The organism is Shewanella sp. HL-SH2, from assembly GCF_051164935.1.
Classification (GTDB): Bacteria; Pseudomonadota; Gammaproteobacteria; order Enterobacterales; family Shewanellaceae; genus Shewanella; species Shewanella glacialimarina.
The window spans coordinates 3,138,990-3,152,223 of sequence record NZ_CP195035.1 but is presented as its reverse complement, the minus strand read 5'-3'; the positions used below and the strand labels follow the sequence as shown (position 1 = coordinate 3,152,223).

11 protein-coding genes and 2 pseudogenes are annotated in these 13,234 nt (G+C 39.0%); 5 read left to right on the top strand and 8 right to left on the bottom strand.

Features of this window, described 5'->3' with window-relative positions:
- Positions 1–494: 494 nt before the first annotated feature.
- Both ACRWP9_RS13750 and ACRWP9_RS13745 read right to left on the bottom strand, forming a co-directional pair.
- Positions 495–1,979, bottom strand: a complete 1,485-nt coding sequence (locus ACRWP9_RS13750; RefSeq protein ID WP_434926473.1) for a methyl-accepting chemotaxis protein — start codon at positions 1,977–1,979, stop codon at positions 495–497.
- 145 nt (positions 1,980–2,124) lie between these two features.
- Positions 2,125–2,860 (bottom strand): annotated as a pseudogene (locus ACRWP9_RS13745) (substrate-binding periplasmic protein).
- Between the two features lie 673 nt (positions 2,861–3,533).
- Between ACRWP9_RS13745 and ACRWP9_RS13740 the strand changes: the two are divergent.
- Positions 3,534–3,800, top strand: a complete 267-nt coding sequence (locus ACRWP9_RS13740) for a hypothetical protein (protein WP_434926472.1) — start codon at positions 3,534–3,536, stop codon at positions 3,798–3,800.
- A gap of 459 nt (positions 3,801–4,259) precedes the next feature.
- Here ACRWP9_RS13740 and ACRWP9_RS13735 read toward each other — a convergent pair whose 3' ends face one another.
- On the bottom strand, positions 4,260–4,736 hold the full coding sequence (locus ACRWP9_RS13735; RefSeq protein ID WP_434926471.1) for a hypothetical protein: 477 nt from the start codon (positions 4,734–4,736) through the stop codon (positions 4,260–4,262).
- Positions 4,737–4,884: 148 nt separating this feature from the next.
- On the opposite strand from ACRWP9_RS13735, the gene ACRWP9_RS13730 reads away from it, so the two are divergent.
- Complete coding sequence (locus ACRWP9_RS13730; RefSeq protein WP_226415000.1) at positions 4,885–5,076, top strand: DUF3185 family protein; 192 nt, start codon at positions 4,885–4,887, stop codon at positions 5,074–5,076.
- Positions 5,077–5,230: 154 nt separating this feature from the next.
- Here ACRWP9_RS13730 and adhE read toward each other — a convergent pair.
- A pseudogene (adhE, locus tag ACRWP9_RS13725) lies at positions 5,231–7,855 on the bottom strand (bifunctional acetaldehyde-CoA/alcohol dehydrogenase); the annotation flags it as partial.
- Between the two features lie 287 nt (positions 7,856–8,142).
- Positions 8,143–9,399: an NADH:flavin oxidoreductase/NADH oxidase family protein gene (locus ACRWP9_RS13720; RefSeq protein WP_434926470.1), complete on the bottom strand. Its 1,257-nt coding sequence runs from the start codon at positions 9,397–9,399 to the stop codon at positions 8,143–8,145.
- A gap of 232 nt (positions 9,400–9,631) precedes the next feature.
- Between ACRWP9_RS13720 and ACRWP9_RS13715 the strand changes: the two genes are divergently transcribed.
- The 3 genes from ACRWP9_RS13715 (at position 9,632) to ACRWP9_RS13705 (ending at position 11,628) form a co-directional block, all read left to right on the top strand.
- The gene (locus ACRWP9_RS13715; RefSeq protein ID WP_434926469.1) at positions 9,632–9,988 is read left to right on the top strand and encodes a YibL family ribosome-associated protein; all 357 of its coding nucleotides are present in this window, start codon (positions 9,632–9,634) and stop codon (positions 9,986–9,988) included.
- Between the two features lie 136 nt (positions 9,989–10,124).
- Complete coding sequence (gene ribA, locus ACRWP9_RS13710; protein ID WP_434926468.1) at positions 10,125–10,739, top strand: GTP cyclohydrolase II; 615 nt, start codon at positions 10,125–10,127, stop codon at positions 10,737–10,739.
- Positions 10,740–10,773: 34 nt separating this feature from the next.
- A complete protein-coding gene (locus ACRWP9_RS13705) occupies positions 10,774–11,628 on the top strand; it encodes a hypothetical protein (RefSeq protein ID WP_434926467.1) in 855 nt (284 codons plus the stop codon).
- A 36-nt stretch (positions 11,629–11,664) separates the two neighbouring features.
- On the opposite strand, the gene ACRWP9_RS13700 is transcribed toward ACRWP9_RS13705, so the two are convergent.
- The 3 genes from ACRWP9_RS13700 to ACRWP9_RS13690 form a co-directional block, all read right to left on the bottom strand.
- The gene (locus ACRWP9_RS13700) at positions 11,665–12,030 is read right to left on the bottom strand and encodes a VF530 family DNA-binding protein (protein WP_434926466.1); all 366 of its coding nucleotides are present in this window, start codon (positions 12,028–12,030) and stop codon (positions 11,665–11,667) included.
- A gap of 76 nt (positions 12,031–12,106) precedes the next feature.
- Positions 12,107–12,448 carry a replication protein RepA gene (locus ACRWP9_RS13695; RefSeq protein WP_434926465.1) on the bottom strand — a complete coding sequence of 114 codons (342 nt, stop codon included), beginning with the start codon at positions 12,446–12,448 and terminating at the stop codon, positions 12,107–12,109.
- Positions 12,435–13,103: an AAA family ATPase gene (locus tag ACRWP9_RS13690; protein ID WP_226415019.1), complete on the bottom strand. Its 669-nt coding sequence runs from the start codon at positions 13,101–13,103 to the stop codon at positions 12,435–12,437. The genes ACRWP9_RS13695 and ACRWP9_RS13690 overlap by 14 nt, the downstream gene beginning before the upstream one ends.
- Positions 13,104–13,234: the final 131 nt, after the last annotated feature.

The following is a 13,234-nucleotide window of genomic DNA, read 5'->3' as shown; positions in this document are numbered from 1 at the left end:
CAACCAGATAAGACAGCAAAAATTGTAACTTGAATGGGTGTTAAATTTCTCTGGTTAATGTTCATTCGAACTCCTTGTGTATCATAGTTACTTACTTTATCGAGAGCGCTACTCACCTTTACTATCAAAGATATCGATGCACTTACGGATCTATTTGGTTAACAATTTGATAGTCAATAAAAAATATTAAAAGGTGTATGGGAAGCACATTATTAATGATGAGGAGCGCTGAAAGAGGTCTAGCTAGAATCGAAGCTGCACTTGAGTTTTAACAAGTTTGACCCGATATTATGTTGATTTTAGCGAGTGAGTTATCGAACTCGCTTTAGATTACTCTTAGCTTGCTTGTAAGCGCCTAAATTAATTGAAAACTCGGATTCTATTTTTAAGCTTGAATAGCCATTAAGGCTATCGTATTAAAGTGGATAGACGAGATATTAATTGATTATAAAAATAGGTGGCTCTAGCATTATTAGCCAGAGCCACTTAGATAGTTAGGCTTTAAATTGATTGGCTAATTTCTTTAAATTTCTTGATGTCGACTCTAAATCTTCAGAGTTTTTATTCATTTCACTTAGCTGTATAAGATTATCCTGACCCGATGTGACAATACGGTTGATGTTATGGGTTAAGTCTTCGGCTACCGTACTTTGTTGTTCTACTGCTGTTGCAATATGAGTTGCCATATCGGTGATTTTTTCTGTAGAAATTAAAATTCTATTGATGGCTGTTCCCGAACTTTGGGCATTGACCACTGAAGCCTCACTTTTACTTTGACTTTCAAGCATCACTTTTACTGCTGACTTAGCACCGGATTGTAACTTAGTAATACCGGTTTGAATTTCAGCAGTACTTTGTTGGGTTCTGCTAGCAAGTGCACGAACTTCATCCGCCACTACAGCAAAACCACGGCCTTGCTCTCCGGCTCGAGCTGCTTCAATAGCTGCATTTAACGCCAATAGGTTCGTTTGCTCCGCAATACTGCGGATCACATCTAGTATGGACACGATCGCCGTGACATCTTTATCTAGCGAATTTACTACAGTGGCGGCTTCTGTTAATTGACTAGATAGATCGTTTATAGAATCAATAGAGTCATTTATAATGTTGGATACTTCTTTGGTATCCATATTAGCTTGCAATGCCGATTCTGCTGAAAGCTTCACGCTGATAGCAATTTCTTTTGCTGAGGCTGACATTTGGGTGATTGCAGCCGCAACCTGATCGGTCTCTAATTGCTGATCGTGCACATGCCCACGACTGAGTTCAGCTACGGTGTGTACATTTCTTGCAGCACGAAACACATCATCAACAGAAAACTGTATAGATTGTACAAGCACTTGAATTTTTTCTACAAATATATTAAATGAACTTGATACCTTGCCAATTTCATCTTCGCGACTCACATGAAGCCTACGGGTCAAATTGCCTTCGCCACTGGCTATATTTTCTAAGGCATTAGCAACATGGGTGAGTGGGCGAGTAATCAGTTTACTAAATAGAAAAAAGAGTGCGGTTACTAAAAAAACATCCAGTAATAACCCTTTTAAAATAGCCCTAAAAGCGAGCTCTGTTAGCTCTTCTTTGATGCTAGTATCATCAATGTATAATCTTACTGTACCGATATCAGAGGCGGTATCATTTTCTACATATTGTAGGGGTATTGTACGAAAGTTAGTACTTTTTTCACCTTTAGATTGGGCAATCTGGTCGCCGTTATCATTATGAAAACTTAAAAAAGCAACATCATCAGATTGTTGTTCTGAATCAAGTAATCGAGCCATTTGAGATTCTTCATAATTCCACACTGCGCTAGGTAGGCTTAACTGTAGTCTTGAAGCAACTAAATCAAGTTGAACATTTTGTTTCTGTTGTAATTTTGCACTTTGTGCTAGATAGTCATACACCCCAAATATTACAACTAAAAAGGTTACAGTAACCAGCGCTGCCATGATTAACTTAAAAGAAATTGATTTCATTAGCGTCATAAAAAGTACTCATTTTAACTTGAGTGTATAAAGCAACGTAATCCATTTTATTGCGATACTTAAATATTACTTATGCCGATATAGCAGTCCGAAATCTATTGGAACATGTCGGCACTTGTTATTGACTACTTAGTGATTACTTTAAATGTTCTGCCATCAGCGCATCTATATCAATTTTAGCTAAGCCTTGGTTGTAAATTTCTTGCCATTTTTTGCCATCGGCATCATTTCGAAATGCTACATAAAGCTCTTTGTTCATTAATAACTTTGTATTCATCTGTACCTTATCTTTATTTTTTTACCAGCTTACTGCTGTTGGCGAGCATGTAATTGAATACGTTTGCGTCAATCACTGCTGCATCGATACGACCGCCTGCAACTTTTTGAACATTAATCTCATCTGATGTGACAACCTGAGGTTTAATCACTTTGCTGGCGATAAGTGCATCAAGTTCTTCGGTATTGACATAATCCTGGACTACGCCCAATTTATATTTAGCGAGATCACTTACCTCAGCCCAGCTAATAGGCGATGCTATGTTTTCAACCAAACCTAGCGGACCCTGTCCCATGGGCGCTGAAAAAGTAAACTCATTTGACTCATATAAGTATTCTGGAAAATATCCTGCATATTTAGACCCCGGCTCTGAAGCCAGTTTTACAGCTCGGCTCCATGGAAAAAAATCGACAACAAGTTCATGACCCATAGCTTTAAATGCCGCTTGAGCTACCACAACACTAGCTCCTCTATTTTCTAGACTTTTTCCTGAATAGGGGGCCCAATCTAGTGAAGTAAGGTTTACGGTTTCGGCGTGAGTGGATACGCTGCCGACAGCGAATAGTAATCCCAAAATGGCATAGTTAAATTTCATAATATCTCCTAGAAATGAAAAATTGAACCCAAGTAAATAACCTGTTGGAGCTGTTATTGATATCAAGGGTAATCTCTTATCTGTTTGTCTATTGCCTTACATTGTTATTAAACAATGGGTTAAATTTATTCGCTCGTTAGTAATCCTATTTTTATTATGTGTGTACTAGTATCGACCAGTATTACAACGCTTAGGTTAATCTAATAATCTGCATAAAATGAGTTAGCATCAATTACACATCTGCGCTTAGATACAAGCAATTACTGAATAAGTGTAGACTTAAATTTTGCAACAAGAGCAAATAAAACTATTTATATCTATTATTGTACATATATATTAACGATGAAATTGATTGTCATTAGGTGGGACGTGTGATGTTAATTGATTATTAGAGTCACTTAATTGATGTTCGGTAGTGTTTTTTTTGTGCTTATTGCAGGGAATGTGGCTGGCTTACTAGACTTAATCAGCTTAAAAGGTCTATTTGATAGATTGAGGCATTCTAATACAGCTAAAAACTGCTTTTTGAAGTATAATTATTTATTTTGTGCGCAGGCTACAAAACACCCAAGAGGGAAAATTTACAGTTGGCTGTTTTCACTCCGTTCAACACTTTTGCCAACAATAAATTATCCCATTTATTGGGCGTTAACTTTCTAGGAATGACATTTTAATGCAGGATAAAATTAACATCATACAAGATTACCTAAACGAAGCTAGGATCCGCTGTACATACAATGCGGCAGCCAAAGCAATAGGTATCAAACCAGCTGAATTAAAAAAACTACTCGGCGACCGCACTCCTGAAAGCTCTTGGTTTGTAAACACAGGCGCAGGCGAACCAGTAGGTTACGCTGATAGTGAAAAACATCCTGAACTTTACCGTACAAAGCGCATAATTACATCCGCTGAAGTATTAACCAGAAATCTTGAGCTTTAAAAGCAAACCCGTTTTTTGAATACGGTTTACTTTGTGGCTGGACCGCAGCAATGCGGCCCATTTTTACTTTAATCAGCTATGGTTGTTTCGATGACATTGCGTTGGTTTTTACTGAGGTGATAACACCTATTAGTAGACAGAAACTGATAACGAATTGATTTTTAGTATTTACAACAAGTGTTTCGATTTATTTTTTGTTTTAGCAGTGCTATTTAACCTCAGTTGGGGATAATAAATGCATATCAAACAGCTCTTTGCAACGCTAACTACGTTTTTTTACACATAAAAATTCGCAACAGGACCGCTATTGACACGTTAATTCGCATTGTTATCAGCGCAAAGCTCAAGTTTGAGGATAAACATTTGAACTTTGACTATTTAAATATCCTTTATTCAGCTAACCCGAATTGAGATTATTTATTTGAAATTAGTTAAAATATTTATATTATCAAGCTCTTATCAAAAAATACCATTAAGGTCTTCTAACGCATCTATCACCATCCCCGTACCTACACTAATCAAAAGTAAATCGGTTCCTATCCGGACAATCTTTTGCCCTTCTGGAGTGCGACCTAGCTGAGTAGTAAGTGCAAGAGGCAGGTCATAGTAAATTACATCTTTCGGCAGGTGTTGGCCTTTGTGCCATTTTTTAGCTTGTCCAGGAGGTTGGCAACCATTGTTTTTCTTGCTTAGTCCTGGTGGACAATGCTTTTCACTTCGAATTGTGTCGTAGTAATTTTTAATGACTATCTGACGGTCATGACTAAAATAGCTCAGCGAGGCCTGTTCATTATCATTGTTATGCTTTGTTTGGTGTTTTTCAGAGTTTTGTTTGCCGTTATTAGTTTTTGAATCTTTGTCTTTAGCAACACTATGACCAATCGAAAACACTATAAAGGTGCTAAAAATGATAAGTGGTAGAATTTTCTTGTTCATATAACGTACTCCTTAGCGATTAAATAGCCTTTTTCAAGCTATAATGCTTTGCGATTAAAAACCAATATTATTTATAAAGGGCTGGACCAAAATAGTCGTATTAATCATTGCTGTCGAGACAAAAATTTTATAAACACTTGGAGTCATAATGAATAAAAAAATTCTTGGTATCGTAATCATTGCAGTAGGTGCAGCGTTATTTATTTGGGGGTACAACATTTATGATTCAGCAAGTGCTCAAGTAACTCGCGCCATAAATGGTGACACACCGATTGAAGCTTGGTTAGGCATGGTGGGAGGGGCTATTACGGTTTTGATTGGTCTTAGCAAGGTAAAGTAAAAGTCGTAACATTAGATTGCTACTAAACGAAGGCGTTAATCTTTTGATTATCGCCTTCGTTTAGTTAATTTCAATTTACTCAGCTACTAGCTTTAATACTGCCCCTTTTGTAGCTTCGCTAGCCACTCAGCAGTACTTCGTATTATATATTGCGCTATTTATCTTGGTATGGGGTGCCATAAAAGCTGTCTAGTAAGACTTGTTTAAGTTCACTGATTAACGGGAAACGTGGATTCGCGCCAGTACACTGATCATCAAATGCATGTTCAGCTAACTCATCCAATTTAGCTAAAAAGTCAGCTTCGTTGACTCCGGCAGCTTGTATAGATACCGGTATGCCGATAACTGATTTAAGTTGATCAATTTTAGCAATTAACAGATCAACTTTTTGCTTATCCGTTTTAGCTTTCGTGACACCATCAAGTTTGAGATGCTCTGCAATAGCAGCATAACGGCATAGTGCTTTAGGACGGTCATACTGACTGAATGAGGCCTGTTTAGTCGGCATGTCAGTAGCGTTGAAACGAATAACATTACTGATTAATAAAGCATTGGCTAAGCCATGGGCTAGGTGGAACTCTGCCCCGAGTTTATGCGCCATTGAGTGGCAGATACCTAAAAATGCATTGGCAAAGGCAATACCTGCAATGGTTGCGCCATTATGCACTTTCTCTCTTGCAACCGGTGCGTTTGCACCTAGCTCATAGGCTGCTGGAAGATGTTCGCATAGTAAGTCTAATGCTTGAAGGGCCTGTCCATCACTGAACTCGTTAGCCATCACACTGACGTATGCTTCAAGTGCGTGAGTAATCGCGTCAATTCCGCCATACGCAGTTAGTGATTTTGGCATATTCATCACAAGATTAGGGTCAACAATGGCCATGTTGGGCGTGAGTTGATAATCTGCAATTGGGTATTTCATGCCAGTCACTTCGTCAGTCACTACTGCAAAGGGTGTCACTTCTGAGCCTGTACCAGAGGTAGTAGGGATAGCGACCATTTGTGCTTTGACGCCAAGTTTAGGGAATTTATAAATACGTTTACGAATATCCATAAAGCGCAGTGCTAAGTCGGCGAAATCGACATCAGGATGTTCATACAATACCCAAATGATTTTCGCGGCATCCATAGGTGAACCGCCGCCTAAGGCTATGATGACATCAGGTTGAAAGCTTTGCGCTACTTTAGCACCTTGTTTTACTATCGCCAGTGTCGGATCGGCTTCTACTTCATAAAATACTTCAGTTTCTAGTCCTTGGGCTTTAAGAATCTTAATAGTTTCATCGCAGTAACCGTTATTGAATAAGTATTTATCTGTGATGATAAGCGCGCGTTTCTTGGTTTCTAACTCTTCAAGTGCAATCGGTAAGCAGCCACGGCGGAAATAAATTGATGAAGGAAGTTTATGCCACAACATATTTTCTGCCCTTTTTGCGACTATTTTCTTATTAATTAAATGACTTGGTCCGACGTTTTCTGAGATAGAGTTACCGCCCCAAGAACCACATCCCAAAGTCAGCGAAGGCGCCAGTTTAAAGTTATATAAGTCGCCAATCCCGCCTTGAGATGCAGGAGTGTTGATCAGAATTCGTGCTGTTTTCATTCTAAAACCAAAGGTTTTCACGCGATCGCTTTGGCTGTCTTGGTCTGTATATAAACCTGATGTATGGCCAATACCGCCTAGGGTGACCAGTGCCTCTGCTTTATCCATGGCATCATTAAAATCTTCAGCACGGTACATACCTAATAGGGGTGATAGTTTTTCATGGGCAAAAGCTTCTGTATCACTAATTTCAGTAACTTCACCTATTAATACTTTGGTCCAGCTTGGTACTTTTATTCCTGCCATTGCCGCAATTTTTTCCGCGCTTTGGCCAACAATATCAGCGTTTAAATTGCCATTTTTTAGAATAACATCTTGCATCAATAGGGTTTCAGCCACTGACAGCATATACCCGCCGTGAGAGGCAAAACGTTCTTTGACTTGGTCATAGATGCTATCGACCACAATGACTGCTTGCTCTGATGCACATACCACACCGTAGTCAAAGGTTTTAGACATTAATATAGAACTAACAGCACGTTTTATATCTGCGGTTTCATCAATCACAATCGGTGTATTACCTGCTCCTACACCAATAGCAGGTTTGCCAGATGAATAGGCAGCTTTTACCATGCCAGGGCCACCAGTGGCTAAAATGAGATTAATTTTTTCATGGGTCATTAGTTGATTAGATAATGCAACTGAAGGCTCATCAATCCAACCAATAATGTCTTTGGGTGCTCCAGCGGCAATGGCTGCATTTAACACAATTCTAGCCGCTGTTGTGGTCGATTGTTTCGCACGCGGGTGAGGTGAGAAAATAATACCATTGCGAGTTTTAAGGCTAATAAGCGCTTTAAATATTGCGGTAGAGGTTGGGTTGGTTGTTGGCACAATGCCACAGATTATCCCAACAGGTTCGGCAATAATAATGGTGCCGAAGGTGATATCTTCTGCAATGATGCCACAGGTTTTATCATCTTTATACTTATTATAAATGTATTCAGAGGCGAAATGGTTTTTAATGACTTTATCTTCAAGCAAGCCCATTTGAGTTTCAGTTGCCGCCATTTTCGCTAACAAAATACGTGAATCTGAGGCGGCAAGTGCAGCGGCTCTAAATATTTTATCGACTTGTTGTTGGCTAAAATTGGCATATTCTTTTTGCGCGTAAGCCACTCTGTCGACTAATTGGTTAAGTTGCTCTGTGTTGGTGACTGTCATAATGACTTCCTTTAAAAAATAGTTAAATAAATCAGTTTTAGTTAACTATTCTTTGTGTAATACCTATTAAACTTATGTTGTAAAATTACCTTTTTTTAGCGATTTTGTCGTGATCCAGTTCACAGATAAGTTGCAAGTGTAATTTTGTTACGTTTTTTAGTTGTGAAACGAAGTTTAAGCGCCACTTGTTATGTGCTGATTTAGATGAGGCTTCCCTTAAATCAGCATAATATTGGCAAAAATCAGGTTAAAGGTTTAATGCATTAACTTGCGTCAATTGACTCAGTTAATTAAGGTGGCTAAAGTTGATTTTTTGTAGCTAAATAGCAAGCCTGTAAATATTTCTTATATTTAGCCGTTCTGCGTTTAGTTTTAATTTGATCCAATACTAAACTCCACAGTGGAAAATCGTTCATTTTTGGCTTGTTGCCTCGACTCATTCGACGTAATTGACGCTTAATTATCGCCATTGTAGCAAGTGCTGCGAAGGTTTTATTTTCCCAACTTATTTGTTTAATGGCAACAGACATCTCCGGATTGGTTTGCCACCTATTGATAATGTCAGGCTGATAAGCAAGGGCTGTTGCTAGACCGCATATACTAAAACCTGCATCAATGACTTTTTGCGCAATGGGTAGCCTTTGAATACCACCGGTTAACATTAACGGAATAGGTGAGCGTTTAACCAGTAACTCTGTAAAACTTAAGAAATAGGCTTCGCGTGCTAATGTTCTGTCATCCGCACTTCGCCCCTGCATTGCAGGAGCTTCATAACTTCCGCCCGATAACTCTACTAGGTTTACGTTATACTCTGCTAACCAGTTAATGACTTGCTCTGCATCATCAATATCAAAACCACCCCGTTGAAAATCTGCAGAATTAAGCTTTACTGCCACATCAAAATCATTACCACAGGATTGCCTTACTTGTTTTATTACTTCAATTAATAACTTAGCGCGATTGAGTAAACTTCCACCCCATTCGTCAGTGCGTTGATTGGTTAACGGAGATAAAAATTGCGCTAACAAATAACCATGAGCGGCATGGATTTCTACGCCATCAAAGCCAGCCAACTGAGCTTGATAAGCACTTTGGCCAAACCGTTTAATCACATCTTGTATTTCATCTTCAATCATTGCCTGAGGTATTGAAAATAAATTGGAATGCTTACCTAGGTCTAAGCTGATGGCTGAAGGAGCAATACTTTTACCGCCCAAGGCTTTAAAGACTTGCCTACCTGGGTGATTTAATTGCATCCACACTTTAGTATTATTAGCTTTGGCTATATTTGCCCATTGGATAAAGGGTGCTAAGGGCGTGTCATGCTCAAGGGTAACCCCCCCAGGGCCTGTCATGGCCATTCTGTCTATCATGACATTACCAGTAATAATTAACCCAACGCCGCCTTGGGCCCATTGTTGGTATAACCGAAACAGCTTTTCATCGGGTAGTTGTTGATTATTGGCTAAGTTTTCTTCCATGGCGGCTTTGACAAAACGGTTTTTAAGTATTGTTTGCGGTGTGATTTGAACCGCGCTAAAGAGATCTTTCGACATGATTAAACTCGCCGTTATGTGATTATTAAAATCAGCATAACGGTAAAGTAAGCCTTGAAGCCACTATCACTTGATATTTTCTGTTGAAATTATTCACATACCTGTGATTTTTTTTCGCAAATTAGCAAGGTTTGGGTATATAATTCCCTCCTTAAATTATGATGTGGTTTTATATTGAATAGCGTCTATTCAATCCTTATTGTAATTGTCTGAATAGTTTAAAGGTAAAGTAATGAATTTAAAGCAAGAACTGCAAACTCTTAATGGTAAATTAGATACGTTTCGTCGTAAATTAGCGGCGGCTGAACAGCGCGGTGACGCAGCTATTATTTTGCAGTTCAAAAAAGAAATCACCGCAATGACTAAACGTATTGCTAACGTTAAAGGCCAACAAACTCGCGAGCTTAATAAAGAAGGCAGTGAAGTGAAGGGTTTAACTTTCAAACGAGAGCTAACCAAAGTCGAGCAAGCGGACATGGGGCAATTAAAAAAGTCTGTGAAAGGCTTAGTGGTTGTTCACCCTATGACTGCATTAGGTCGTGAAATGGGCATTAAGACAGTGACGGGTTTTGCCCCTAGCAAATTCTGATACAGTTTCAATTTTTTGTGTAGTTGATTGCAGCTATAGGTGATGTCGTCAACGACCATTCTTAGGCAAGTAAGTCTCAGGAAATACGGTCTCATATTAGGTCTCAGGGAATGAGTGTTGTTGTAAGGTCTATTTCATGTCGATAAAATATATCGCTACCTCTAAATTACCTACCCCTTGGGGTATATTTGCTATGCACGGTTTTGAAGATACTGAAACTGGCAAAGAGCATGTTGCATTAACTTTCGGTGAGTTACATGCCGACTCAGCAATTTTAGGGCGTATTCATTCGGAATGTTTAACCGGCGATGCGTTATTTAGTTTGCGCTGTGATTGTGGTTTTCAGTTACAAACCGCGATGCAGAATATTGCCGAGCAGGGTCAAGGCTTTATCTTATACCTACGTCAAGAAGGGCGTGGAATTGGCTTGTTAAATAAAATTCGAGCTTATGAACTACAAGATGGCGGAGCTAATACTGTCGAAGCTAATGAACGTTTAGGATTTGCAGCTGATATGCGTCAATACGATATGATTAAGCCTATGCTTGAGCAAATCAATGTATCTAAAGTCAGATTAATGACCAATAATCCTCGTAAAGTAAAAGCGATGGAAAATGAAGGCATTGAAGTCGTTGAAAGAGTGCCATTACAAGTAGGCAAAAATCGTTACAATGAAGGCTACTTAAAGACCAAATCCACCGAGCTTGGACATATGATGTCTGAACATCATTTCAATGATAAGCAAGACTAATCAAGTTTTAGTCAAGTTGCCATATTATTCAAATATGGCAAAATATTGCAAAGTCATCACGACTGTTACGGCTTTGCAATACTCTGCTATGTCAGCCGCACAGGATATACCTGAAGCACCTATATCCTCTCCAGATGCCTCACACTATGCTTTTGCAAACTATCTTGGCAGTGGTATTTATCGCACATCAGGTCAAAGTGCTGCTGTAGCAAATATACCTATTTCATTTGCTATCGACCAAGCTGAAGATCATTTAGTTAAGTTACGCTTACCTATATCCTTGGGTTTTTTCGACTATTCATTTAATGATTTACCTGGCGGGCAATTACCCAAAAGCGTCGGTACCATAACCTTCACACCTGGAGTTGAGTACCATTGGTTTGTTGATGAACGATTGACGCTCGAAAGCTATTTAGATATGGGTTATGGCTATAATTTTTCAAATGAAAGTAACGTTGGGATCATGTCATTTGGTATATCATCACTTTATCAAATTGATATACCAACTTATTCTCCTACCTGGGTAAATCGACTGTATTTTGCTGGCTATCGCAGCAGTTTAAATGATAGTGCCGAGAGTTATTCTGTTTTACAAAGTGGTCTGGATTTTGGCTTGGGAACGAGCTGGCTTTGGGAGGATATTGAGGTTGAGCCTAGGTTATTCTTCGCCGGGCGCTGGTTCTTCGACAACCTAACCTTTGTGAATCCTGTTGGTGCTGATGTTGTCACTAATCACACCTATGAAGTGGGTGCGACTTTGAAGTTCTCTAAACCGATAGGTTATGATGTCTTTGGCTGGGATGGCTTAAAAATAGATCGGCTAGGTGTGAGTTATCAGGTTGGGGGTGGGCTACAGGTGTGGCGACTTATTTTCGAATTTCCGTTGTAACCCTTTCTACAAAGACTTAATTATTCCAAGCTGAGCTTACTTACCCCATATATTTGCATTTACAGGTTTATCATCACAAGTGTTATCAGGCGAAGCAACAGGCTTTACCTTTGTGGTGATTTTTTTATGAGTTGATTTTTGGGTCGATGATCTTGAAGGAGCCTCTTGCTCTTTTTTTATCGGCAATGGCAGCTTATTACACCTTAAATATAGATATTCGACCTTATCGCGCGCCCATGGGGTTTTACGTAAAAAGGTTAAACTGGATTTAACACTAGGATTGTCTTTAAAACAGCGAATGTTGATCCGAAGGGCTAAATCTTCCCAGCCAAACTTGTCGACTAAATAAGTAATGATTGTTTCTAATTTAATGCCGTGAAGCGGATTATTTTGCTGAGTCATAATAAAAGTAAGGCCGATAATCAAATGATAGATCAAGATTATACGCTAAAATAGTATCCTACAGGGAGTTTCAATATTACTTTAACTGCTTTTGTTGATCTGTTGTTGATAAATGATAAAAATCGTCAATTAGGATACGCAGCAGTTTTGATTTAGCCACATTATTATTTTTAGACAGTTTGTCTAATTGGGTAATGCTTCTCTCTGTGAGTGTAAAAGTTGCATGTCGATAAATTTTGACACTTTTTTTATCTAGGCCACTTAAAAATGCTTGAGTCGATTGTTGCATCTGTGGATTTTCACCCACAACAGTCTGTTTGCCCAACGCATAGTTATTGGCATCTTCGATAAAGTCGTCAACCGAAACAGACTTTTTCTTTTGCTTCGGCTTTTTACGCTTAAGGTCAGTTAAACTCATAACTATTTTCTGGTGGTATAGCAAATAATTCATCAGCAATTGCACGGATTTCAATTGCAGCTTTACCATCTGGCTCTATTTCCATAACCGATGAGCCGCTTTCTTCACTATCGTCATAAATATTACGGCTAAAAGTAACTGAGTTTAAAGCGCGAAGGTTAAATGATTCGACAACTTCTTTGGCTTCTAAAATACGTTTAAACTGGGTCGGTAAAGAAGGGCACTGGGTCATTACAATTGCTGCTACCATCTTAGGATTGACCATTTTACAGGTGCTTAACATATCTTCCATATGGGGAAGGGTTTTTAAGTCACGACGTTTTGGTCTTAAGGGAATGACCACATAAGTTGCCACGGACATGGCTGCGCGCATAGCAAGGTTATCTTGGCCACCACAATCAACAATGACGTAGTCAAAGCGCTCATCTAAACTGAGTAAATCATTACGAATCTTACCGTAGAGTTGAATACAGTTAATGGGTGCAAGGCTGGGATCTGTATTACGAGCCTGGATCCAATCAGATGTGGTACGTTGTGGGTCACAATCTACCATCAACACATTAGCAGCGAATTTTTGAGTAATATAAACGGCAAGGTTCTGTGCTAAACAGCTTTTGCCACTGCCTCCTTTTTCACCGCCTACGAGCAGTATCATACTCTTCTCCCATTGTGGTTTCTTAACAATATAAGTGTCATCTATGTAACTTAATAATTTGAGTATAGAACATGTTTTTCACTCTGGGTAAATACCTATAACACTTTGCTCTAATGGAACACGACTGGAAA